At 65.0% G+C, this 22,685-nt stretch carries 19 protein-coding genes and 1 pseudogene; 11 read left to right on the top strand and 9 right to left on the bottom strand.

Annotated features, from left to right (window positions below; all coding sequences use genetic code 11):
• Positions 1–2 precede the first annotated feature (2 nt).
• On the bottom strand, positions 3–3,416 hold the full coding sequence (locus BVH03_RS21120) for an AAA family ATPase (RefSeq protein WP_075963028.1): 3,414 nt from the start codon (positions 3,414–3,416) through the stop codon (positions 3–5).
• 170 nt (positions 3,417–3,586) lie between these two features.
• Between BVH03_RS21120 and BVH03_RS21115 the strand changes: the two genes are divergently transcribed.
• Positions 3,587–4,714 (top strand): PQQ-dependent sugar dehydrogenase, encoded by a 1,128-nt coding sequence (locus BVH03_RS21115; RefSeq protein ID WP_075963027.1) that lies wholly within the window; start codon positions 3,587–3,589, stop codon positions 4,712–4,714.
• Between the two features lie 94 nt (positions 4,715–4,808).
• Here the strand turns inward: BVH03_RS21115 and BVH03_RS21110 are convergent, their stop codons facing one another.
• Together BVH03_RS21110 and BVH03_RS21105 are read right to left on the bottom strand one after the other, a co-directional pair.
• The gene (locus BVH03_RS21110) at positions 4,809–6,110 is read right to left on the bottom strand and encodes an SLC13 family permease (protein ID WP_075963026.1); all 1,302 of its coding nucleotides are present in this window, start codon (positions 6,108–6,110) and stop codon (positions 4,809–4,811) included.
• A gap of 28 nt (positions 6,111–6,138) precedes the next feature.
• The gene (locus BVH03_RS21105; RefSeq protein WP_075963025.1) at positions 6,139–6,960 is read right to left on the bottom strand and encodes an amidohydrolase; all 822 of its coding nucleotides are present in this window, start codon (positions 6,958–6,960) and stop codon (positions 6,139–6,141) included.
• 174 nt (positions 6,961–7,134) lie between these two features.
• Here BVH03_RS21105 and BVH03_RS21100 point away from each other — a divergent pair, with 174 nt between their 5' ends.
• From BVH03_RS21100 to BVH03_RS27320, 5 genes and pseudogenes are all read left to right on the top strand, one after another.
• On the top strand, positions 7,135–7,863 hold the full coding sequence (locus BVH03_RS21100) for a GntR family transcriptional regulator (RefSeq protein ID WP_075963024.1): 729 nt from the start codon (positions 7,135–7,137) through the stop codon (positions 7,861–7,863).
• Positions 7,864–8,146: 283 nt separating this feature from the next.
• Positions 8,147–8,923 (top strand): annotated as a pseudogene (locus BVH03_RS27335) (cache domain-containing protein); the annotation flags it as partial.
• A gap of 6 nt (positions 8,924–8,929) precedes the next feature.
• Positions 8,930–9,781 carry a methyl-accepting chemotaxis protein gene (locus BVH03_RS27330; protein ID WP_371915383.1) on the top strand — a complete coding sequence of 284 codons (852 nt, stop codon included), beginning with the start codon at positions 8,930–8,932 and terminating at the stop codon, positions 9,779–9,781.
• A gap of 242 nt (positions 9,782–10,023) precedes the next feature.
• A complete protein-coding gene (locus tag BVH03_RS27325; RefSeq protein ID WP_371915381.1) occupies positions 10,024–10,278 on the top strand; it encodes an MCP four helix bundle domain-containing protein in 255 nt (84 codons plus the stop codon).
• Positions 10,279–10,779: 501 nt separating this feature from the next.
• Positions 10,780–11,661 carry a methyl-accepting chemotaxis protein gene (locus BVH03_RS27320; protein WP_371915382.1) on the top strand — a complete coding sequence of 294 codons (882 nt, stop codon included), beginning with the start codon at positions 10,780–10,782 and terminating at the stop codon, positions 11,659–11,661.
• Positions 11,662–11,862: 201 nt separating this feature from the next.
• Here BVH03_RS27320 and sbcD read toward each other — a convergent pair whose 3' ends face one another.
• Positions 11,863–13,080, bottom strand: a complete 1,218-nt coding sequence (gene sbcD / locus BVH03_RS21085; RefSeq protein WP_075963022.1) for an exonuclease subunit SbcD — start codon at positions 13,078–13,080, stop codon at positions 11,863–11,865.
• A gap of 236 nt (positions 13,081–13,316) precedes the next feature.
• On the opposite strand from sbcD, the gene BVH03_RS21080 reads away from it, so the two are divergent.
• From BVH03_RS21080 to BVH03_RS21070, 3 genes are read left to right on the top strand one after another with little or no spacing between them, the layout of a single operon-like run.
• Entirely contained in the window at positions 13,317–14,108 is a 792-nt protein-coding gene (locus BVH03_RS21080; protein WP_075963021.1) for a methyltransferase domain-containing protein, read from the top strand.
• 3 nt (positions 14,109–14,111) lie between these two features.
• Complete coding sequence (locus BVH03_RS21075) at positions 14,112–15,461, top strand: APC family permease (protein WP_075963020.1); 1,350 nt, start codon at positions 14,112–14,114, stop codon at positions 15,459–15,461.
• 51 nt (positions 15,462–15,512) lie between these two features.
• Positions 15,513–16,199: an HAD family phosphatase gene (locus tag BVH03_RS21070; RefSeq protein WP_075963019.1), complete on the top strand. Its 687-nt coding sequence runs from the start codon at positions 15,513–15,515 to the stop codon at positions 16,197–16,199.
• A gap of 190 nt (positions 16,200–16,389) precedes the next feature.
• Here BVH03_RS21070 and BVH03_RS21065 read toward each other — a convergent pair whose 3' ends face one another.
• From BVH03_RS21065 to BVH03_RS21045, 5 genes are all read right to left on the bottom strand, one after another.
• Positions 16,390–16,605 carry a DUF6434 domain-containing protein gene (locus BVH03_RS21065; RefSeq protein WP_075963018.1) on the bottom strand — a complete coding sequence of 72 codons (216 nt, stop codon included), beginning with the start codon at positions 16,603–16,605 and terminating at the stop codon, positions 16,390–16,392.
• A gap of 338 nt (positions 16,606–16,943) precedes the next feature.
• Positions 16,944–17,252, bottom strand: coding sequence for a hypothetical protein (locus BVH03_RS21060; protein WP_075963104.1), 309 nt, complete (start codon positions 17,250–17,252; stop codon positions 16,944–16,946).
• 10 nt (positions 17,253–17,262) lie between these two features.
• The gene (locus BVH03_RS21055; RefSeq protein ID WP_075963017.1) at positions 17,263–17,907 is read right to left on the bottom strand and encodes a dual specificity protein phosphatase family protein; all 645 of its coding nucleotides are present in this window, start codon (positions 17,905–17,907) and stop codon (positions 17,263–17,265) included.
• Entirely contained in the window at positions 17,904–18,659 is a 756-nt protein-coding gene (locus BVH03_RS21050) for a phosphatase PAP2 family protein (protein ID WP_075963016.1), read from the bottom strand. The genes BVH03_RS21055 and BVH03_RS21050 overlap by 4 nt, the downstream gene beginning before the upstream one ends.
• Complete coding sequence (locus BVH03_RS21045; RefSeq protein WP_075963015.1) at positions 18,656–20,611, bottom strand: LTA synthase family protein; 1,956 nt, start codon at positions 20,609–20,611, stop codon at positions 18,656–18,658. Before BVH03_RS21045 ends, BVH03_RS21050 begins: the two co-directional genes overlap by 4 nt.
• A gap of 105 nt (positions 20,612–20,716) precedes the next feature.
• Between BVH03_RS21045 and BVH03_RS21040 the strand changes: the two genes are divergently transcribed.
• Together BVH03_RS21040 and BVH03_RS21035 are read left to right on the top strand one after the other, a co-directional pair.
• Entirely contained in the window at positions 20,717–21,400 is a 684-nt protein-coding gene (locus tag BVH03_RS21040) for a response regulator transcription factor (RefSeq protein ID WP_075963014.1), read from the top strand.
• A complete protein-coding gene (locus BVH03_RS21035; RefSeq protein ID WP_075963013.1) occupies positions 21,390–22,661 on the top strand; it encodes a HAMP domain-containing sensor histidine kinase in 1,272 nt (423 codons plus the stop codon). The genes BVH03_RS21040 and BVH03_RS21035 overlap by 11 nt, the downstream gene beginning before the upstream one ends.
• Positions 22,662–22,685: the final 24 nt, after the last annotated feature.

The raw sequence follows: 22,685 nt of genomic DNA, 5'->3' as shown, positions 1-22,685 counted from the left end.
ATTCAAATCGCATAGCGTTTCTCCAGGGTGCTGTAGCCCATGCCTACACCTTTGTTGACCTTGAGCTGCACGGCAACACGCTCCTTGAGCGCCTCGACGTGGCTGATCACGCCGATCATCTTGCCGCTGGCGTTGAGATTGTCCAGTGCATCGAGGGCCACCTCCAGGGTTTCGCCGTCCAGGGTGCCGAAACCTTCATCGAGAAACAGCGAGTCGATGCGTGTCTTGTGGCTGACCAGGTCGGACAGCGCCAGGGCCAGCGCCAAACTGACCAGAAAGCTCTCGCCGCCGGACAAGGTGCGCGTGTCACGCGCCACATCACCCTGCCAGGTGTCGACGACCTCCAGCTCCAGTTCGCCCAGGGATTTGCGCGCCAGTTGATAGCGGCCATGCAGGCGCTGCAGTTGCCCGTTGGCCAGGTGCACCAGATGGCCGAGGGTCAAACCCTGGGCGAAGCGCCGGTATTTGGCGCCGTCGGCCGAGCCGATCAGGCTGTTGAGCTGCTGCCAACCGTCATACTCGCCCTGCTGCCGGGCGATGGCCTCGAACAGCGCCTGTTGGTTGAGCCGCCGTTGCTCGTCACCCTGCAATTGCCCGCGGATTTCGCCCTGGCGCTGGCCGAGCTGCCTCAAGGTCGCCTGCAAGACCTGCAGCCGTTCATCCAGGTAAGCGGCATCGTGTTCGGTCTGTGGCTCGGCCTGCAGCGTGGCCAGTTGCGCCTGCGCCGAGGCCTGCAGGGCGCGGGCTTCGGTCTGGGCTTTCTCCAGGCGCTGTTTGAGCGCCTGCAGCCGTTCGCGTTGTTCGTCTTCGAGAGAAGCGGCGAGAAATGCCACCTCGTCCGCGAACGGGCTGCCAGCCAAGGCCGCCTGCCACTGCTGCGCTGCCGTCTGCTCGGCCTCATGCAACGCCAGTTGCTGTTGGGCGATAGCGTCCAGGGTGATGCGCAGCTCCAGGCAGCGCCGTTCGGCACTTTCCCAGCCGATCTGGGCCGCCTCGAGACGTGCCGCCGCCTGCTCCATCAACTCGCCTGCGAGCGGCACACCGCCTGCCTCCTGCCAGCGCGCCTGCCACTGCTGCGCCTGCTTGTCGGCCTCGCTGGCCTGGTGTTGCAGCGCCGGCAGTTGCTGGGTCAACGCCTGGCGTCGCTGCTGGGTTTCCTGCCAGCGAGCGGCCTCGGCCTGGCGGGCGGCCAGCCAGGCAGCGCCATCATCCGGCAGCTCATGGCCGATGCTCGCCAGCTGCGCGGCCAGTTCGGCCTGCGATGCACTCAAACGTTCCTTCTGGGCCCCCAGCTGCTCGTCCAGCGCCTGCTGAGCGGCCGCCACAAGATCACGCTCATGCTCGATGGCGGCCTGCTGATGCTGCGCCGCGGTGTATTTCTGGCCGGCGATGTTGGCGCTCTGCCGGGCGCGCTCGAGCTCGACCTTGAGGCCATCGAGGGTTCTGAGGGTGGCATTGATCTCGACATGCTCGGCGAGCTGGCGGGTCTGCGCAGCGGCCAGGGCCTGATCGTCTTCGGGCAGCGGGTCAAGTGCTTCGCCCAGGCGCTGCCAGGTCGCCGCCAGAGCATCGAGCTGGCGTTGCAACTCCTGATCCTGCTCCTGGCTCTGCACCACCTGGGCCTGCAGGGTGGCGACCTGGTTGCTGAGGTTCTGCCCCTGTTCGGTCAGCGCCTCCAGCGCATGCCGCGCCTCGTCGCGCCCTTGCTGAGTGGCCGAGACGTCCAGCGCCTGATAGGCGGCGATGGCCGGGTGTTCGATGGAGCCGCACAGCGGACAGGGCTCGTCGGCCTGCAACTGCGCGCGATAGGTTTCCAACGCGCGGATGCGCTGTTCCTGTTCGAGCAGTTTTTCCTGGTCGGCCAAGCGCTGCTTCACCTCGCGATAGCGCTCACGTAGTGTCGAGCGCGCGGCCTCCTGCTCGACCAGGCTCTGCTGCTGACGGGCCAGGCCGGCCGCCGTGCGCTCACGCTGCTGAAGCAATTGCCTGCGCCGCTCGGCCAGTTGCGCCAGTTGTTCCAGGGCGCTGCCGCGCGCGTGCACCTGCTGCCAGCGCTCACGCCATTGCGCCTCGCTGTAACCGGCCAGGGCGGCTTGCCAGCGCCCTTGCGCCTCGTCGGCCACTCGCTCCGCTGCGGTTCTGGCCTGGGTGGCGGCCTGCAGCGATTGGGCGAGGCCGCTCAGTTGCGCGGTGAACTGCTGCAACTGGCCTGCTCCCGCCTGTTGGCGCGTCTGCAAGGCAGTGAGCGTCTGAAACAGCTGATCGCGAGTCTGAAAGGCTTGCTGCCAACCGCTGAGCTGCGCGGCCAGGCGCTCATGGTCAGCGGTGGCCTGCAGTTGGGCATCCAGGGCTTGGCATTCATCATCGAGCCGTTGCACGGCTTGGCGTTTTTCCAGGGCCAGCGCCGCGCTGGCCCGTGCGGCCTGCTCCAGGCTGCCGTGCGACTGCTCACCGGCCTGGCTGAATGCCTGCTGGTGGCTACGTTGTTGCTCTTGATTGGCGGCCAGGGCACGGCCAGCCTCGCGCCGCGCCTGGTAAAGCGGCTGCAGGCGCCGGGCGGGCTCGCTCAGTTGCAGACGCGCCAGGTCACTGACCGCGTCGCGCTCGGCCTGGTTGGCAACTTCCACCTGGTTGGCGGCAGCCGCCACCTGGCCTTCGGCACGCGCCAGGTCGGTCAGCCATTGGCGCTGGCGGCCAGCCTCGGCGAACGCGCCCTGTGCCTCGCCCTCATCGACCGCCAACTGCGCCGCCTCGTCAGCCAGCGCCAGACGTTGTTCGTCGTCCAGCAGCTCGACGCCCTCGGCACGGGCGCGCAGTTGATCGAGGGTGGCTTTCACCTCGCGGGTCTGCTCGAACACCCGCTGGGAAATCTGCCCGTAGATATCGGTGCCGGTCAGCTCTTCGAGCAACTCGGCACGCTGGTTGGCGGAGGCTTCGAGAAAAGCCGCGAAACCGCCCTGAGCCAGCAGCATGGACTTGGTGAAACGACCGAAATCCAGACCGGTGAGACGCTCCACTTCCTTGGGTTTCTCGCTGAGCTTGTCGGTGATGATCTGCCCGTCCAGCCGAGCCAGCTCGGCCTTGGCGCCCTGCAACGCACCGTCGGCCTTGTCGCGGGCGCGACGCTGGCTCCAGAACGCCCGATAACCCTGCCCCTTCACTGCAAACTCGACCTCGGCCAGGCACTCGGCCGTGTGCCGGGTCATCAGCTCGTTCTCGCCGCCGACCTTGTCCATGCGCGGGGTGCGGTGATACAGCGCCAGGCAGATGGCATCGAGCAGCGTGGTCTTGCCTGCGCCAGTCGGCCCGGTGATGGCGAACAGGCCATTGCTGGCGAAGGGCTCGGCGGTGAAATCGATCTTCCACTCGCCCTTGAGCGAGTTGAGGTTCTTCAGGCGCAGGCTAAGGATTTTCATGGTGGCTGAGCTGGACTCGAAACGGTAGCAGGCCGCTATTGTGGCATTGTTGCCGGCTGGCGGGGCCTTGCCGCGACGCAGATGGTTTGACGTGCGTGGTAACAAAAACGCCCTGTTACATCCTCGGCGCGCGGGTAACGTATGAGGCCCGCTATCAGGAGAGATTCGCCATGACCCGTCCCGTTCATCTTTTGCTCGGTGGTATCGCACTCGGTCTCGCCAGCCTCGGCGCCCAGGCGGCGGACGCTCTGCCCCAGGCACAATGGCCGTTCACCGCCGAGCCACGCGCCACGCTGGATGAGCCATGGGCCATGACCTTCCTGCCCGACGGCACGCTGCTGGTGACCGAGAAGCGCGGCGTGCTCAAACATGTCGACCCCAAGACCGGCAAGAGCCACGACATCGCCGGCGTGCCGGAAGTCGCCTACGGCGGCCAAGGCGGCTTTGGTGACGTGATCCTGCACCCGGACTTCGCCAACAACCAGTACGTCTATATCAGCTACGCCGAAGCCGGTGACGGCGACACCCGCGGCGCGGCAGTGGCCCGCGCCAAGCTGCAGCTCAACGACGACGGCAGCGGCGCGCTGACCGAGCTGAGCGTGATCTGGCAGCAAACGCCCAAAGTCAGCGGTGCCGGGCACTACGGCCATCGCCTGGCATTCGGCCCGGACGGCAAGCTGTGGATCACCTCCAGCGAACGGCAGAAATTCACCCCGGCTCAGGACATGAAAGCCAACCTCGGCAAGCTGGTGCGCCTCAACGATGACGGCAGCCTGCCGGCCGACAATCCCTTCGCCGATCAGGGCGGCGTGGCCGCCCAAGTGTGGTCGCTGGGCCACCGCAACATGCTCGGCCTCGCCTTCGACGCCAACGACAAGCTGTGGGTACACGAGATGGGCCCGGCAGGCGGCGACGAGCTGAACCTGATCGTACGCGGCGAAAACTACGGCTACCCGGAGGTTTCCAACGGCGACCACTACGGCGGCAAACCGATCCCCGATCACGACACCCGCCCTGAATTCGAGGCCCCGAAGATTACCTGGAACCCGGTCATTTCCCCGGCTGGCTTCGTGATCTATCAGGGTGAGCGGTTTCCCGGCTGGAACGGCGCCGGGCTGATCGGCGGCCTGTCGTCCCAGGCGCTGGTGCGCGTCGCCTTCGACGGCGACAACGCCCGCGAGGCCGAGCGTTACGACATGGGCGCGCGCATCCGCGAAGTCGAGCAAGGCCCGGACGGCAGCATCTGGCTACTGGAGGATGGCAGCGGCGGGCGACTGCTGGAGTTGCAGCCCAAGTAATCGAGTTCCCGGGTATCGCCTCGCTCGACCCGAGCGACATGGAGACCATAAAAAACCGCAGCCTGGCTGCGGTTTTTTGTGCCCGGAATTCGTCTCAGTAAACGAACGTGAGCAGCACGTTGAACACCAGCGCCGCCACGAAACCGATGGGCGCGGCCTTGAACAGCAACTGTGGGAACAGCGCGGTGCGGCTCTGCTCCGAGGTGCAGGAGCCGAGGATCAGGCTGCCGCCGGAGGCGAACGGCGAGATCGAAGTGGCTTGGGCACCGACCACGATGGCGATGAAGATCACCATCGGCTCGATACCCATGGTCGCGGCGATCGGCGGCACGATGGGGAAAAGCGCCGGCGTCACCACGCCCAGGGTACTCGCGAAAATCGACATGATCGCGGCGATGATGCCGAACACCACTGGTACCAGCACCGGCGGAATGGTGCTGCCGATCCACGAAGCGAGGATGTCGATGGTGCCGGCCTTGATCGCCACCGAGATCAACATGCCCACGCCGCAGATCATGATCAGCGTGCTCCACGGCACCGAGGCCATGGCCTTGCGTTCGTCACCGAGTTTGAGCAGCAGGGCGATCACCGAGAACAGGCTGGCGATCAGGCCGATGTCCATCTTCGCGTTGACGAAGGTGACGGTAGCGTTGTCCGGCAGGGCGATATGGGCGATGGGCGCGGCGAGCACGATGGCCATCATCGCCAGGGTCAGCCACAGGGTGATGCGCTGCTCGCGATTCAGCGGCGCCGGCGGCGTGGCCACGTAGGACGAATTCTTCATCGACTTGCCGTGCCCGGTGAGGAACACGAAGGCACTGATCACTACCAGCGGAATCACCAGGGTGCTGAGGAAGATGCCGAAGGCATTGATGAAGGCATCGTTCTCGGAAATCCCGGCACCGGTCATCAGGCCACGAAAGATGATGCCGCTCTGGCTGGACACGAAGTTGGCACCGGTCAGCGCCCCGTAGTTAACCGCCATGCCGCCGAGGATCAGGCTCATGCCGGTGCGCTCGCAGAGCAGCAGGGTGATCGGCGCCATGAACGCCAGCACCGTGTAGTAGCCCGCACCCATCGCAGCGATCACCCCGGCGGTGGCGAACACCGCGAAAGGCAGCAGCTGCGGGAAGGCGCGGCAGGTGTAGATCAGGTGTTCGGCGAGTTTCTCCAGGGTGCCGTTGACCGTGGCGAAGCTGTAGAACAGGCATACCGAGAAGATGATGAAGAAGATCTTCAGCGGCCACATGTTGATGATGTCGGACGGGCTCAGGCCCATGCCGAAGCAGCCGATCAGGTAGGCGAACGCGATGGCGAACAGGCCGATGTTGATCTTGGTCTTGTAACCGAGGGCCACGGAGATAACGATCGCCGCGACGACGAGCAGGCTCATCATGATGAAGGCTTCCTGTGTATGCGGGCGATCAGCGGGTGAAGCCGAACAGGCGGGCGGGGTTGGCAACCAGCACCTGGGCGCGCTCGGCCGGTTCCAGCAGCGCCTCGATCAGCGCCAACTGCTCGGCATAGTGTGTCCGATCTTCGAACTGGGTGTTGGGCCAATCGCTGCCCCACAGGAAGCGCTCGAGCCCACCGGCTGCCTCGCGTACCTGCGCCAGGACCCAAGTCGCCTGGGGCAGATCGGACTGGCTGCGGTAGGCCGCCGACAGTTTCAGCCACACCCGTGAATCGCCGAGCAGATCCAGGAATGCCCGGTGATGGGGGTTCTGTGCATCGATGCCGCCGGTCGGCAAACCGAAATGATCGATCACTACGTCCACACCGGTGGCGACGATGGCCGGCACGATCTGCGCGAGGTCATCGATGCCGCGCTGGATTTCCACCTGCCAGCCACGACGCGCCAGGCGCTCGAATAGCGAGGTCCAGGCTGGGCCGCTGTAATCCTGCAGCACCTTGCCGATCAGGTTCAGGCGAATGCCCACCACGCCGGCTGCCGCAAGCGCGTCCAGCTGCGTGTCGTCGATGCTGGCATCGACCACTGCCACGCCGCGCAGGCGCTCGGGGAAACGGCGCAGCGCCTCGACCATGAAGCTGTTATCGGTGCCGAGAAAGCTCGGCTGGATCAGCACGCCATGGGACAAGCCATGGTCATCCAGCTGGCCGAGGTACTGCTCCACCAGCGCATCGTAAGCGGGGCTGTAGCGACGGTTGGCGACCATCGGCAGATCCTGGCGAAAGATGTGCGCGTGGGTGTCAATGCCGGTGATGGCAGGGCGGGAAGTGCTCATTGAGGCGTTACCTGATCGATTGTTATGGAGACCGGCAGTGGTGCCAATCGTTGTTATCACGACATGCAGTCATATATATGAATAGTTGACCATATATTCGCTTCTGCCATTCTGTCAATCGACCAGGGGGTGATAGAGTGGCGCCAGCCTGTTGCAACCGGACACGAAGACGCGATGACTCTCGGATACGACGAACGCCTGCCGCTGTACCAACGGCTGCGCGAAGAGATGCTGGCCAAGATCGCTGCTGGCGAGTGGTCACCCGGCGCACCGATTCCCACCGAAGCGGAGCTGACCAAGTTCTACGGCGTGGCCATCGGCACGGTGCGCAAGGCAGTGGATACCCTGGTCAACGAGGGGCTACTGCTGCGCAGTCAAGGCCGCGGCACCTTCGTGCGCCGACCGAACTTCGACGCGTCGCTGGCGCGCTTCTTTCGCCAGGTGAACGCCAGCGGTGGCCGGGAAATCCCTTCCAGCAGGATTCTTTCCAAGGCCCTGCAAAAGCCGTCCAGGGAAATCGCCAAGGCGCTCGCCCTGAAAAGCGGTGAGCAGGTGCTGCGCATGGAACGCCTGCGGGTGATCGAAGATCGCACGCTGTTCCATGAGGAGATCTGGCTGCCCGCGTCGCGCTTCATCGTGCTGCTGGATATCGATTCGGACACCTTCGGCGACCTGCTCTACCCCTTCTATGAGAAGCAGTGCGGTCAGTGCATCGCCTCGGCCCGCGAGACCCTGACCGTTGGCAGCGCCGATGCCGAAATGGCTGGCACCCTGGCCATCGGCGAGGGCGACCCCATCGTGGTGATCGAGCGCACGGCCCTAGGTTACGACCGCAGCCCGCTGGAGTACCGACTTTCGCGCGCCGCGGCAGCCAACTTCCGCTACCAGATCGATATCTGCTGACGCGACCGCCACGTTCTACCGCGTGGCCAGATCGGCCCCACGCCCCCTCCCATTCGCTGCGTGCTTGACGGCGCGCGGCAGGTTGCTCTCACGCCCTTTTCCGGCAGCCATCCGATGACCTGAAAGCCGCGTCACACGGGCTGTTGCCCGATAGATGTAGAAAACTATCAAACCCGCATCTTTTCGATTTACGCCGAGCTATCGAAGTGCTATCAGGTGAGTAACGATCGCTGCCGTTTCGCACCAGCGCCATAACAAGAACAACACTGTCAGGAATGCCGCCATGAATAGCTTGCGTCGCTTGCCGATCAATCGTCGTCTGTGGCTCATCATCGCGATGCCGGTGCTGATGTTGGTGCTGCTCGGCGCCTACATGCTCAACCAGATAAGCGTCGGCCTTTACGCCGGCAAGGCCGAGAAGACCCAGCACGTGGTGCAGACGGCCGTAGGCCTGCTCAAGTATTACCAGGGCCTGGAGGCCAGCGGTACGCTGAGCCGCGAGCAGGCGCAGAAGCAGGCGATCGAGGTGATCCGCAGCCTGCGCTACGGTGGCCAGGAGTATTTCTGGATCAACGACCAGACGCCGACCATGGTCATGCACCCCACCAATGCCAAGCTCGAGGGGCAGAACCTGTCCGGCATCAAGGACCCGGACGGCAAGGCTCTGTTCAACGACATGGTGGCCATCGCCAAGCGCCAGGGCGCCGGGCCGATCGACTACCGCTGGCCCAAGCCGGGTGCCAGCGAGCCGGTGCCGAAGATTTCCTACGTCGAGCTGTTCCAGCCCTGGGGCTGGATCATCGGTTCGGGCGTCTACGTCGACGACGTGCAGGCCGAGTTCAAATCCCAGGCCCTGAGAGCGCTGGCCATCGGCGTGCCGGCCACCCTGCTGCTGATCGTTCTGGTGGTGATGATTTCGCGCAGCATCGCCACGCCACTGCAGCAGGCGGTTGCGGCCATGGCCAACATCGCCAGCGGCGAAGGCGATCTGACCCACAAGCTCGATGATCAGGGTCGTGACGAGCTGGCCGCCCTGGCCGGACACTTCAACGCCTTCACCGGCAAGATGCGCCAGGTGATCCGCCAGTTGCTCGACTCCGCGTCCTCGCTCGACCAGGCCGCGCGTTCGCTCGGCGACATTTCCAGCGCCGCTCAGCAGCACAGCCAACAGCAGGCTCAGCAGATGGAACTGGTCGCCACCGCGGTCAACGAAGTCACCTACGGCGTGCAGGACGTCGCCAAGAACGCCGAGCACGCCTCCAGCGAAGTGCACACCGCCGAGGAGCAGGCCCGCCAGGGCCAGCACAATATCGACGCCAGCCTCAAGCAGATCGACCAGCTGTCCGGCACCATCGACAAGGCCGTGGCGGTGATCGAGTCGCTGGCCAGCGAAAGCAAGCAGATCGGCGGGGTGCTGGAAGTGATCCGCTCGATTGCCGAACAGACCAACCTGCTGGCGCTCAACGCCGCCATCGAAGCGGCCCGGGCCGGCGAACAGGGCCGCGGCTTCGCCGTGGTCGCCGACGAGGTACGTCTGCTGGCCCAGCGCACGCAGAAATCCACGGCCGAGATCCAGGGCATGATCGAACGCCTGCAGACCAACTCACAGGCGGCGGTGAAAGCCATCGGCGACAGCAGCCACGCTTCGCGCCTGACCGTCGAACAAGCCAGCCAGGCCGGCGAGAGCCTGGCGCAGATCGGCCAATCGCTGCGCAACCTGACCGGCCTCAACGCCTCGATCGCCAGCGCCACGCTGCAACAATCCCATGTGGTCGACGACATCAACCAGAACGTCACCGAAACCGCCGCCCTGGCCCATAGCACCGCCGAGTCGGCCGATCAGTCGAGCGCTGCCAGCCAGCACCTCAGGCAGTTGGCCGAGCAACTCGGTCGGCTGCTGGGGCAGTTCCGCGTCTAAGCCCAGGCGCCACCGCGAACGCGCTTCGCGTGCGCTCGCAGTGGAATCGGCGGCCAGTCACATGGGCGTCCGCAAAACGCCAGGCGACGGACCATAGCGGCAAGCTATAACATCAATTAGCCATCGCAAAACACTTGCTTTCCGCTGTGCAAAGATTAGCCTCAGCGTTCCCTGGCCACCCTCTCCTGCGCGCCCACCGACCGCTCGAGCAAGCCGGCCCTTTCTGCTCATAGGTACCCAAGATGTCGCAACCGCTAACGATCGCCCAGCGTCTGGCCATGGGTTTCGGGCTGGTGTTGTCGCTGATGATTCTGGTCGCCCTGGTCGGTATCCAGCGCGTGCAGGTGATCGACAGCAGCCTCAGCGAAGTCAACGAGGGCGCCAGCCTAAAGCAGCGCTATGCGATCAACTTCCGCGGCAGCGTGCACGACCGTGCCATCGCCATCCGTGACCTGGTTCTGGCCCGCCAGCCCGCCGCGCTGAACGAACAACTGTAGAACATCGAGCGTCTCGACGCCTTCTACCAGCAATCGGCTGCGCCGCTGGACAAACTGGTCGCTGCCAGTACCGCGAGTGTCGAAGAACAGCACCAGCTCAGCCAGATCAAGGCCGTCGAAAACACCGCGCGCCAACTGACCCAGCAACTGATCAGCCAGCGCCAGAGTGGCGATATCGAGGGCGCGCAGACGCTGCTGTCACGGGACGTGGCGGCTGCCTATACCGAATGGCTGAAGCGCATCAACGCCTTCATCGACCTGCAGGAGAAGGACATCATCACCAGCCTGGATGGCGTGCGTGAAACCGCGGGCAGCTTCGGCCTGCTGATCGTGACCGTCACCAGCGTGGCGATCCTGCTCAGCGTGGTCGTCTCGCTGCTGATCATCCGTCGCCTGCGCTCGACGCTCGGCGCTGAGCCCCACCAGGTGGCCGAGGTCATCCAGCGCCTGGCCGGCGGCGCCCTCGATCAGCGCGTCGAGACCCGCTACCCGAACAGCGTGATGGGCGCGGTCAAGGACATGAGCGCGCGCCTCGGCGATACCATCGCCCAGGTGCGCAGCGCCGCCAACGAGCTGAACCTGGCCTCCGATCAGTTGCGCGCCACTTCGGCCAGCAATAACCGCCAGTTGCAGGCGCAGTCCGAAGAAGCCGAGCAGATGGCCGCGGCCATCAACCAGATGGCCGCGACGGTCAACGAAGTGGCCGGTTACGCCGGCACCGCGGCCTCGGCCACCCGCAACGCCGACGGCGAAGTGGAAACCGGCAGCCAGCTGGTGACTCAGGGCGGCCAGGCAATTCAGGAGCTGGCCAAGGTGCTCGACGCCGCTGCCGAGCAGGTCGAGCAGTTGGCCCGCGACAGCAGCAACATCGAGACCATCATTGCGGTAATCACCGCGATCGCTGACCAGACCAACCTGCTGGCGCTCAATGCCGCCATCGAAGCGGCCCGGGCGGGCGAGCATGGCCGCGGCTTCGCCGTGGTGGCCGATGAAGTGCGCTCGCTGGCCAGCCGCACGCAGACCTCGACCCGGGAAATCAGCGGCATGATCGAACAACTGCAGGCCGGTGCCAGCGGCGCCGCGCAGATCATGCAGACCAGCAGCCAGATGGCCCGCAAGACGGTCGAGCAGACCGCCGAAACCGAACAGGCTCTAGGCCGTATTCGCCAGGAATTCGGGGCGATCAAGGACATGAACGCGCAGATCGCCAGCGCCGCTCAGCAGCAGAGCCTGGTGGCCGAGGACGTCAACCAGAACATCAGCCGCATTCACGCCAGCACGGTGGAAACCACCGCCGGCTCCACCCAGGTTTCGGCGGCCAGCGAAGAATTGTCGTCCCTGGCCCGCCGGCTGCTGGAGCGGGTGAGTTTCTTCAAGGCCTGAAAGCCTGCTCATGACCTCTATGAGCAGCAAGCGGCAGCTACAAGGCAGAAGCGGCCATCGATACGGAACCTGTGGGAGCGGGCCATGCCCGCGAAAAATCACGGGCATGGCCCGTTCCCACAGGATAGGGGAACGGCTGCTCCCGCCACTTAGCGGCCAACCAGACGAACCTGGGCGGCAAGATCATGAACAGGTTCCGAGTCAGACCGGCTCGTCGCGCAGCTCGGCCAACACCTGGCTATAAAGCCCGTGCAGTCGCCGCGCCTGCTCGGGCTCCAGGGTTTCGCTGGCCAGGCGCTGGTCGAACACCTGCTCCGGCGTCAGTTCGTCGAGCATGCCCCGCTCGCCCTGCAGGCTGGCGACCACCGTGCCCCGTGCGCGGCGGATGCGCAGCACCTCCACGGGCAGGCCTTCGCACAGCGCGGCGATGCGCACTTGCAAGTCGCTCAGGTAATCATCCATTTCGACCTGCACTTCCAGCCACACCGGACGCTCGTCGCTGCCCTCACGCGCCGCCTCGGCCAGCGCCGCCGGCAGCGTTTTCAGCGAACCACGCACCGGCTGCAAGGCCTGGAAGCGAGGTACCGGCAAGGCGCGCACCTCGCGCAAGCCGCTGGCATCGAGGTCCACCAGCAGCACTTCCTTCTGCTGGCGGGCTTCGTCGAAGCTCAGCGGGATCGGCGAGCCGCTGTAGCGGATGTGCTCCAGGCCGCCAACCTTTTGCGGCCGGTGGATGTGCCCCAGGGCGATGTAGTCGACGGCAGGAAAGGACGAGGTCGGAAAGGCCTCCAATGCGCCGACGTAAATCTCGCGCACCGACTCGCTGGCGCTGGCGCCCACGGTGGTCAGGTGACCCGTGGCGATGATCGGCAGCGCCGCGCCAAGTTCGCCACGACGCGCCAGGGCCAGCTCGTACAACGCCTGGTAATGGGCGTGGATGGCTTGTTGCAGCGACAGCTGCTTGTCCGCTGCGCTCTGCCCCGCTTCGCTGCGCAGCACATCACGCGGACGGATGAACGGGATGGCGCAGAGCAGCGCCGCCGGCGCGCCATCGGCGCCATCGAGTACCAGCAGTTGTTCGTGCAGGTGGGCGCCAACGCCGGGAATCACCCGGGTGCCAAGCTGTGCCAGCAAGGTGCGGCTCTCGCCGAGCATGGCCACCGAATCGTGGTTACCACCGAGCACCACCAACTGGCAGCCGGTTTCGCGTAGCGCCACCACGAAGTGGTTGTACTGCTCACGGGCGTAGCTGGGCGGCGAGCCGGTATCGAAGATATCCCCGGCGACCAGCACCGCCTGTACCTCGTGGGCGCGCACCTGCTCGATCAGCCAGGCGCAGAAGGCCTGGTGTTCGGCCTGGCGCGTCTTGCCCATGAAGTGCTGGCCCAGGTGCCAGTCGGAGGTGTGCAAAAGGCGCATGCCGGGCCGCTCCCGTGGCTGAAAATTGCGGCCACCATGCCTTTTCGGCGCTGCCAAGGCAATGTTTCACATGAGGTAACACACCCGGCAGGCGCCGTACTCGTTGGGCTACGAGGCGATTTTCCGGCGGCCAGGCAGCAGGCCGGGTTCCACAGGTCGAACCCTGGCGCTTAGGCTCCGGTCGGAAAATCGTTCCCCTCCCTTCACTTGCCGACTCCGCTGAGAGGTATCCGCCGATGACCACCGCAGCCGTTCGCCCCCTTTCCCTGTGTGCCTCTGCGCTGGCCCTGTTCGGCCTGCTGCAATCCGCTGCCCAGGCCCAGACCATCGCCCTTGATGTGCCCTACGTACCAACGCCGGAACCGGTGGTGGCGCGCATGCTGGAAATCGCCGATGTCGGCCCCGACGATTACGTGGTGGACCTGGGCTCCGGCGACGGACGCATCGCCATCTCGGCGGTCAAGGACCGTGGCGCCAAGGCCGCCTACGGTATCGATCTGAACCCGCAGCGCATCGAGGAAGCCGAGGCCAACGCCCAGCAGGCCGGTGTCGCCGACAAGGTGGTGTTCGAACAGGGCGACCTGTTCAAGAAGGACATCGCCGACGCCAACGTGTTGACCATGTACCTGCTGAACACCGTGAACATGCGCCTGCGCCCGGTCATCCTCGACACCCTGGAGCCCGGCACCCGCGTGGTGTCCCACGCCTTCAGCATGGAGGACTGGGAGCCCGATCGCAGCGATATCGTCGAAGGTGCGCGCATCTACCTGTGGATCGTGCCCGCCAAGATCGCCGGCAGTTGGCAGATCGAAACCGAGGGCGAGCGTTTCACCGTCGACCTCGAGCAGCGCTTCCAGGAAATCAGTGGCATCACCCAGCATCAGGAACGCCTGCGCGGACGCCTGAACGGCAGCGTGCTGCGCTTCGAGGTCGACGGCAAGCTGTACGTCGGCCAGGTCGAGGGTGATCGCATCGAACCGATTTCCGCCGAAGGCGCGATGACCGGTTGGAGCGCGCGACGGAGCTGAGCCATGAGCGCACACGCAGCGGCACGACAATCCGGGCTGTCGGTGATCGACGGCGTCGCCATGCTGGTCGGCGTGGTGATCGGCGTCGGCATCTTCGGCTTCCCGCCCCTGGTGGCCCAGCATGCCGATAACGCCTTCCTGTACATCGGCCTGTGGCTGGCCGGCGGCCTGGTGATGCTGGTCGGCGCGCTGTGTTATGCCGAACTGGGCGCCGGTTATCCGGATCGCGGTGGTGAATACCATTACCTGCACCTGGCCTGGGGCCGGCAGATCAGCCTACTGTTCGCTTGGGCCAGGGGCACGGTGATCCAGACCGGGGCGATCGCCGTGGTCGCCTTCATTTACGGCGACTACGCCCAGCGCCTGCTGCCGCTCGGTGAATACGGCAGTGCCTGGCACGCCACCATCGTGGTGCTGGCGCTGACGGCCCTGAATATTCTGGGTACCCACGAATCCAAGCGCCTGCAGGTGCTGTTCACCGGCATCACCCTGCTGGCGCTGGTCACGGTGATTCTCGCCGGCCTGCTGCTGGCCGAACCGTTGGCCCACGTGAAGCCAGCCGCTGCCGATGCCGGCGGCAACCTGGCCGGTATGCTCGGCATGGGCATGGTGTTCGTGCTGCTCACTTACGGCGGCTGGAACGAAGCCGCGTACCTGTCCGGCGAATTGCGCAACCCAGGCCGCAACATGAGCCGCGTGCTGCTGATCGGCACTCTGGTGGTGACCGGCGTCTACCTGCTGGCCAACCTGGTGTTCCTCAACATCTTCAGCCTCGAAGGCCTACGCCAGTCCAGTGCCATCGGCGCCGACCTGATGACCATCGTCGCCGGCCCCTGGGGCGGTGTGCTACTCAGCGCGCTGATCTGCATCACCGCGATCAGCACCCTGAACGCCACCATCCTCACCGGCTCGCGGGTCTACTACGCCCTGGGTCGCGACGTGCCACAGCTGTCGATGCTCGGCGCCTGGAATGACCGCGCCGCCACACCCGTGCGAGCGCTGCTGGTGCAATGCCTGATCACCCTGCCGCTGCTGTTGTTCGGCGCCCTGAGCGAAAACGGCGTGCAGAGCATGGTCGCCTACACCGCGCCGGTGTTCTGGCTGTTCATGTGCCTGACTGCCCTGTCGCTGCTGCGCCTGCGTCGCCTGAATACGCATCGCGCCCGACCGTTCAGCGTGCCGCTGTACCCGCTGCTACCGCTGTTGTTCGCCGCCAGCTGCCTGGGGCTGTTCTGGTCGAGCACTCTGTATGCCGGTGCCGGTGCCCTGCTCGGCCTGGCGATTCTGGCCGCCGGGCTGCCCTTGTTGCTGCTGCAGCGCTCGACCGGAGCCGTGGCGAGCGGTTCGAACTGAACGGGTTTGTATGGTAAACAGGCTTAAACGCCTTACAGGAGACTGCCTGCCATGCCGCCGAAACCGCCCATCGAACTGCTGATCTGCGACTGCGATGGGGTACTGATCGACAGCGAGATCATCGCTGAACACCACCTGCACTCGGCGCTGGCCGAGCACTACCCGGCCCATGAGCTGGACGTGGTGCTGGCTGGCACCTTCGGCCTGCAGACCCGCGACATCATGGCCCTGGCCGAAGCGCATTTCGGCAAAACACTGCCCGAGGGGTTTCTTGACAAGAACCGCGCCATCACCAAGGCGCTGATCCGTGAGCAGGTCAAGCCGATCCCCGGCGTGCGCGAAGCGTTGATGCAAATCGACCTGCCGCTTGCCGTCGCCTCCAACAGTTACGCTGACGCCGTGGCCTTCGCCCTGCAGCGCTGCGAGCTGGTCGAGCGCGTCAATGTCGGGGCCTTCAGCGCCGACCAGGTGGAACGACCGAAACCAGCGCCGGATCTCTACCTGCTGGCCGCCGAGCGCGCGGGCGTCGACCCCAGCCGCTGCTTGGTGGTAGAGGACAGCACCACCGGCGCCACCGCGGCACTGACCGCTGGCATGCAGGTGATCGGGTTTCTCGGCGCCAGCCACATTCCACCCGAGCACGGCGAGACCCTGCGCCAGCTGGGCGTGCACCACCTGATCGGGCGCATGAGCGAGCTGCCGGCGCTGGTGGAACGCCTACGCCACGGCAGCGACTAGAAGCCGGTCTCGATCTTTATGCGGATGAAGCGGCAACTAGAGGGCGGAAGCAGCCGTCACTGATCCACTGTGGGAGCGGGCCATGCCCGCGAAAAATCACGGGCATGGCTCGTTCCCACAGGTATTACGCTGATGTCCGTTTCTGCCTTGCAGCTGCCACTTCATGCTCATAAAGATCATGAACAGGTTCTTAGCCTTGGGCGCCATTACGCCGCAACCCTTCGTCCACCACGTCACCCATGGTGCGCGGCGCACCACTGCGAATCCAGGCCATGAACGGCCGATCGAAACGAAAGGCGACGCCGCACTGCTCCGCCATGAAGCGACGCACGTTCTGAGTGGTGCGGTAATCGCTGCCTATCGGGGTGTCGCGGGTGATGGTGCCGCCGTGCCAGTCGAATGCCATGTCACGTTCCTTGCCGATGGAGCCGGCTATCACAGTACCGCAGGCTGTTGAAAAACGCAGACGAGGCAGCCGATACGAGGAAAAAGCAGGCTAACAAAGCGGAGAATGCCTGGCGGAAAGAGCCGAGATCAGCGACCGCCCCACCGAACGAGGTGAAGCCCAGGCGCAGAAGCGCTCGACCAGGGGCTGTGCTCCGCGCTCGGCGTGGCGGGCATGGGGGCTCTCGGCGGTCGGGCCCACCAATGTGCCCTGCCCTATGATCTTTAAAGGGTGCACTCGCCTAGTTGCGCTTCAACGAACGGCTCATGGCCTTGGCCATGTCCTGGTCGACCCTAGTGCTACCAGTCTCGATCACGGTCGCTGTCGGGCTGCAGGCGCCGCTCGATACCGGCATTCGCACTGGCTTGACACTGGCGGAAGCCGTCGTCCCAGCCGCTGGCGTACTGGTTGTCGGCCAGGTACTGCGGCACGTCCTTGCGAAACGCACCGAGCGCCTTGGCCGCGCTGTCGCCGCTGCTACAACCATCGGCGTAGCCGGAGGCGAAGGCCGGCGGATAGTCCTGGGCCAACAGATAGTCGTGCGTACTCTGGCAGCCGCCAAGCAGCGTCACCAGGGCTATGGCCAGGAAAACCAGGCGCTTGTTCATGATCGTCACCTCACCACTCGTTGAGCGCCTCGAGCATCTTGTCGCGCAGTGCGCAGTACGCCCAGGGGCTGGTACTGCAGGCGCCACTGACCAATGCCTGGCGCAAGCGCGGCAGATCGACCTCGCGCACGTAACGTTCGGCATCCTCGAACCGCTCCTGCCCACCGAAGCCGCCGCCGCGCATTTCGCTAATCGCCTGCTGCTTGCTCCAGCCCTGGTAAACGATGCGGTACATGGCGGCGATCAGGCCGGTACGGTTCTGGCCGTGCTTGCAGTGGATCAGTACCGGGCCGCTGGCCTGTGCCTGGCGAATGCTGCGCAGGGCCAGCAGCACGTCGGCGTCGTCGACGCGGTCGGCATGCAGGGGCTGGTGGATCAGACGGATGTGCGGATCGCTCAGCCACTCGGCATCGCTGCGCTGGTAGAAGTTGATCACCGTGGCGATCTTCAGGCGCTGCAGCTCGCCCTGCTGATTCGCCTTGGGCAGCGCGCTGCGGTACAGGTCAGGCTGCATGCGGTAGAGGTTGAAGGTTTTGTCCACCGGCGCCGCCCATCGCGAGTCCACGACAGCACTTTGCACCGCGCTCCAGGCTGAGGCGCCGGGCGCGCAGAACAGAACCGCCAGCAGCAGTTGACGCAGGTTGACGACGCTCATCCGCGCAGCTCCTGAGCGAGGGTGGGCGCCGGCTGCGGCGCCGGACGGTACAGCAGCACGCGGTAGCCGATCGTGGCGATCAGCCAGTCGAGCAACAGCGTCCACAGGTTATGGGAGAGAAAATGCGCGCCCTGCAGCATGCGCCCCAGCGACAGCACACAGCCCAAAGTCAGAGCGAACCCCAGTGCCCAGCGGGCCAGGCGCGGGCGGCGATCACGCAGGGCGAAATACAGGGCCAGCAGGGAAAAGCCGGTGGAAGCATGCCCGCCCGGCCAGCAGCGCCCGGGCTTGTCGGTAACCGGGCGCTCACCGAGCAGCGGGCTGAAGGCTTCGTGCCCGCCGAACTGGGTGAGGCTCCACGGGCATTGCACGGCGGTCAGGGTCTTGAGCGGCGGCACGATGCTGGTCGACAGCCCCAGCGCCAGCACCAGATAGCCCAGTTCGCGGCGCCAGCTGCGCAGCCGTAGCGGCAGCAGGCTGAGCAGAAAGGCGACGATGCAGGCCACGCCCAGGCAGATCACCATGATCTTGACCTGGTCGTGCAGCACGTTTTCCAGCCAGGAGCTGCGCCCGCCGATGAATCCACTGAGCGGGTCGTAGAAGCGCGCGGCCAGGGCAAAATCCAGCGATTTGGGGTCGAGCACCAGCAGCAGTGCCACCAGGCCCAGAGGCATGCCCAGCCAGAGGCGAAAGTCGAAAGCCCGCGAAGGCTTAGCGTAAGCAGGCAACGACACGGCGTGATCACCGATCATGGGTGCACCGCCACGGCAGCCGCTTGAGTGGGCTGCCAGCTCAATAGACCCTGGGTGAAGTCATGGCTGGCGCCCTGGTAGTAGGCGATATCGCGCGCCACTAGCGGATCGCGCTTGGCCACCGTCCGTTCATGGCTGATGCCCAAGGCATCGTCGTGCCGACGCATGGCACGCTTTGGGCTGAGAATCGCCAGGTTCTGGCCGTCGAACAGGCCCAGGTGCTGGTAGTTACCGATCAGCGCGCGACCAGCCGGAGCGTTATCGCGCAGCACGTTGTGGCCGAAGAAGGTCGAGCTGTAATCGAAGCCCAGCAACCCGAGCAAGGTCGGCGCAACGTCGATCTGGCTGGTCAGCCGCGTTACCTCGGCAGGCGTGATGATGCCAGGGCCGTAGATGAACAGCGGGATGTGGTAGTTGGCCACCGGCAGGTCTTCCTTGCCGGCGCTGCCCGCGGTGTGGTCGGCGACGAACACGAACAGGGTGTCGGCGAACCAGGGCTTGCCCTTCGCCTCGGCCAGAAAGCGGCCGATGGCGTAGTCGGTGTACTGCAGTGCGCCTTCGCGACCGCTGCCGGAAGGAATGTCGATGCGCCCGTCCGGGTAGGTGTACGGCCGGTGGTTGGAGGTGGTCATCAATTGCAGGAAGAACGGCTTGCCGGCGGCGTGGTCGGCGTCGGCCACGCGCAGGGTCTGCGCGTAGAGGTCTTCGTCGCTCATACCCCAGGCATTCTGGAAGGTCATGTCGCTGCTGGCGACGCTGCTCTGGTCGACGATCCGGTAGCCGTTGCCGCCGAAGAAGGCGTTCATGTTGTCGAAGTAGCCGCGGCCACCGTAGATGAACACGCTGTCGTAGCCCTTGTTCCGGAACTGCTGGCCGAGGCTGGCGTAACCGGATTCGCGGCCGATGCGCTTGACGATCGAGCGCCCGGGGGTGGGCGGCACCGACAAGGTGATCGCCTCCAGGCCGCGGTCGGTGCGAGTGCCGGTAGCATACAGGTTGCTGAAGAACAGGCTCTGTTTGGCCAGCGCATCGAGATTGGGGGTCAGGCCACGGGTATCACCGAAGGCGCCCAGGTAGCGTGCACTGAGGCTTTCGACGGTGACCAGCACCACGTTATGGCGCTGCTCGGGGCCGGAGTTGTCGATCATTCGACGGATATCCTCGGGGTCGTCATTGACGAACCGCGCGTTGTCTTCGGCAACCTCCTGGCGCAGCAACGAGCCGACCTGCTCGTCGGGCAGCGTGGCGTAGAACTTCATGTAGTCCAGCTCGTTGTTGCGAAAGGCGGCGAAGAACTGGAACGGGCCATTGCTGGCCAGTTCGTTCTGGTAGGCGTTGCCGCCCAGCCCGCGCGGGAAGTTCTGGTTGACCGCCAGGCTTGCCAGCAGCGCCCCGGCGAGCACCAATGCCCAGGCGCCCAAAGCCGCTTTGTGGGGCATCACCGGTGCACTCAACGCCCCGCTGACCGGCTTCTTCAGGACCACGGTCAGAAAAACCGCCACCAGCGCCAGGGCAGCGATCAGCGGATACACCGGGTACGACTCGAGGATGTTGTTGATCACCTCCTCCGAATACACCAGGTAATCCACGGCGATGAAGTTGAACCGCACACCGAACTCGTCCCAGAACAACCACTCGGCCGTGGCGGTGAACAGCATCACGAATAAGCTAATGCCCAGCAGCAGATGCAGCAACACCCGATGGCCGCGGTGCTGCCAAAGCCGGTGCGGGCACAGCAGCAGGTAGGGCGCCAGCGGCAGCGCGGTATACAGCAGGAAGGTCGCGTCGTAGACCAGGCCCACCATGAAGATACGCAGGATTTGCACACCGCCGGCGCCGGCATCGCTCCAGTGGGCTAGCAGTAACGCGCCGCGGGTGAGCACGAAGACGCTCGCCCAGGCAAACAGGACAATCGACAGGTAACGTAGTTGGGCGTATCGAAGCTGTGGCATCGTATGATCCTGGCTGGATGAACGAGCTCAGTCTCGCGATGGCCCCGTGGGGGGTTCGTCATGGCCGTGTGAAAAAAGCGTCAATCCCCGTGAAGAGAACGTTACATGCGCATTCTGGTGATCGAAGACAACCGCGACATCCTGGCCAATATCCTCGATTACCTGCAGCTCAAAGGGTACACGGCCGATTGCGCCCAGGACGGTCTGAGCGGCCTGCATCTGGCCACCCAAGGGCATTACGACCTGATCGTGCTGGACATCATGCTGCCCGGCCTGGACGGCTACCAGCTGTGCCGGCGCCTGCGTGAAGAGGCGCGCAGCAGCATCCCGATCCTCATGCTCACCGCCCGCGATGCCCTGGAAGATCGCCTGCAGGGTCTGAGCGCCGGGGCCGACGACTACTTGATCAAGCCCTTCGCGCTGTCCGAGCTGGTGGCGCGCATCGAAGCCATCCTGCGCCGCTCCCAGGGCAATCGCCGACGTCTGCTGGAAGTCGCCGACCTCGCCTACGACCTGGACATGCTCAGCGTGACGCGCGCCGGCATACCGATCAAACTCAACCCCCTGGGCATGAAGCTGTTGGCCATCCTGATGCAGCGCTCGCCCGCCGTGGTGCGTCGCGAGGCGCTGGAGGAAGCCCTGTGGGGCGACGACTGCCCGGACAGCGACAGCCTGCGCAGCCACATCCATCAACTGCGCCAGGCCATCGACAAACCCTTCGCCACTGCCCTGCTGCAAACCGTGCACGGCGTGGGTTACCGGCTGGCGGCGAATACCGATGCAAAGTAAGCAGCCGTTTCGCCGGCGCATCCTGATCGCCTTCGCGACCATGACCATCCTGGTCAGCGGGGTGTTTTCCCTGAGCATCGTGGCCATCGTGCACCTGATCGAAGAGCACCTGGTTTCCGAGGAGCTGGCCCTGGAGCTGGGCGTAGTGGTGCACCAGGACCTCAAGAGCGGCCAGGAGCCGCGTCTGGATTCGCGTACCCGCTTCTTCGCCTCGAACTACCCGCAATACGCCATTCCACAGCGCTACGCCAACCTGCCCGAAGGCTTCAGCGAGCGATTGGAAGGCGAGCGCGCGTTCTATATCTTCACCCAGTTGATCAACGGTGATCGCTACCTGCTGGTGCAGGAGCAAAGCGAATTCGAAAAGCGCGAGCAGGTGCTGTTCAACGTGGTGCTGGCGGGTTTTCTGCTGTCGGTGCTCGGCGCCCTGGTGCTGGGCTGGTTCATGTCCGAGCGGGTGATGCGTCCGGTCAGCAAGCTGGCCAATCAGGTGCGCCACCGCGACCAATTGCTGCCACTGGCACCGGCACTGGCTCCGGAATACCCGGACGACGAAGTGGGCCAACTCGCCGCCGCCTTCGACAGCACCCTGGGCCGCCTGCGCCAGTCCCTGGAACGCGAGCGGCTGTTCACCAGTGACGTCAGCCACGAGCTGCGTACGCCGCTGATGGTCATCGCCAGCTCCTGCGAGCTGCTCTCCCAGGTCGACCTGGAGCCGATGCAGCGCAAGCAGGTACAGCGCATCGAACGCGCCAGCGCGGAAATGCAGGACCTGGTGCAGACCTTTCTGCAACTGGCGCGGGTCAAGGGCAACGAGAGCCTGTTCGCCGGCAGCGCCAGCCTGGAGCAGATCGCCTACGAGGAGGTGGACACCTGGGCGCCGCTGATGCGCGAAAAGGGCCTGGACTTCCAGATCGACGCCCAGGCGCAGCCCGATGGCGTGTACAACCCGACCCTGTTGCGCACGGTGATGGCCAACCTGCTGCGCAACGCCCTGCACTACACCGAAAGCGGTTTCGTGAAACTGACCCTGCTCGCCGACGGCTTTCGCGTCGAGGACAGCGGCGTGGGCATTCCCGAGCAGCACCATGAACAGATCTTCGATCCCTTCGTGCGTGGCGAGCAGGCGCGCGGTGAAGGCCTCGGCCTGGGCCTGTCGCTGGTCAAGCGCATCTGCGCCCATCAGGGCTGGCAGATCACCGTGCACAGCCTGCCGGTAGCCGGCAGTTGCTTTCAGGTGTTACTGCAACCCGGCAACTGACACTTTTTCACCTTTGCTTGACGG

Origin of the sequence: Pseudomonas sp. PA15(2017) (assembly GCF_001945395.1) — a bacterium.
Classification (GTDB): Bacteria; Pseudomonadota; Gammaproteobacteria; order Pseudomonadales; family Pseudomonadaceae; genus Aquipseudomonas.
Note: the sequence above shows the minus strand (reverse complement) of the source record. Positions and strands in the feature narration are given on the sequence as shown.

Coding starts and splice junctions, on each gene's coding strand:
- BVH03_RS21120 (WP_075963028.1), bottom strand. CDS start 3,416: ATGAAAATCCTTAGCCTGCGCCTGAAGAACCTCAACTCGCTCAAGGGC.
- BVH03_RS21115 (WP_075963027.1), top strand. CDS start 3,587: ATGACCCGTCCCGTTCATCTTTTGCTCGGTGGTATCGCACTCGGTCTC.
- BVH03_RS21110 (WP_075963026.1), bottom strand. CDS start 6,110: ATGATGAGCCTGCTCGTCGTCGCGGCGATCGTTATCTCCGTGGCCCTC.
- BVH03_RS21105 (WP_075963025.1), bottom strand. CDS start 6,960: ATGAGCACTTCCCGCCCTGCCATCACCGGCATTGACACCCACGCGCAC.
- BVH03_RS21100 (WP_075963024.1), top strand. CDS start 7,135: ATGACTCTCGGATACGACGAACGCCTGCCGCTGTACCAACGGCTGCGC.
- BVH03_RS27330 (WP_371915383.1), top strand. CDS start 8,930: ATGCGCCAGGTGATCCGCCAGTTGCTCGACTCCGCGTCCTCGCTCGAC.
- BVH03_RS27325 (WP_371915381.1), top strand. CDS start 10,024: ATGTCGCAACCGCTAACGATCGCCCAGCGTCTGGCCATGGGTTTCGGG.
- BVH03_RS27320 (WP_371915382.1), top strand. CDS start 10,780: ATGGGCGCGGTCAAGGACATGAGCGCGCGCCTCGGCGATACCATCGCC.
- sbcD (WP_075963022.1), bottom strand. CDS start 13,080: ATGCGCCTTTTGCACACCTCCGACTGGCACCTGGGCCAGCACTTCATG.
- BVH03_RS21080 (WP_075963021.1), top strand. CDS start 13,317: ATGACCACCGCAGCCGTTCGCCCCCTTTCCCTGTGTGCCTCTGCGCTG.
- BVH03_RS21075 (WP_075963020.1), top strand. CDS start 14,112: ATGAGCGCACACGCAGCGGCACGACAATCCGGGCTGTCGGTGATCGAC.
- BVH03_RS21070 (WP_075963019.1), top strand. CDS start 15,513: ATGCCGCCGAAACCGCCCATCGAACTGCTGATCTGCGACTGCGATGGG.
- BVH03_RS21065 (WP_075963018.1), bottom strand. CDS start 16,605: ATGGCATTCGACTGGCACGGCGGCACCATCACCCGCGACACCCCGATA.
- BVH03_RS21060 (WP_075963104.1), bottom strand. CDS start 17,252: ATGAACAAGCGCCTGGTTTTCCTGGCCATAGCCCTGGTGACGCTGCTT.
- BVH03_RS21055 (WP_075963017.1), bottom strand. CDS start 17,907: ATGAGCGTCGTCAACCTGCGTCAACTGCTGCTGGCGGTTCTGTTCTGC.
- BVH03_RS21050 (WP_075963016.1), bottom strand. CDS start 18,659: ATGATCGGTGATCACGCCGTGTCGTTGCCTGCTTACGCTAAGCCTTCG.
- BVH03_RS21045 (WP_075963015.1), bottom strand. CDS start 20,611: ATGCCACAGCTTCGATACGCCCAACTACGTTACCTGTCGATTGTCCTG.
- BVH03_RS21040 (WP_075963014.1), top strand. CDS start 20,717: ATGCGCATTCTGGTGATCGAAGACAACCGCGACATCCTGGCCAATATC.
- BVH03_RS21035 (WP_075963013.1), top strand. CDS start 21,390: ATGCAAAGTAAGCAGCCGTTTCGCCGGCGCATCCTGATCGCCTTCGCG.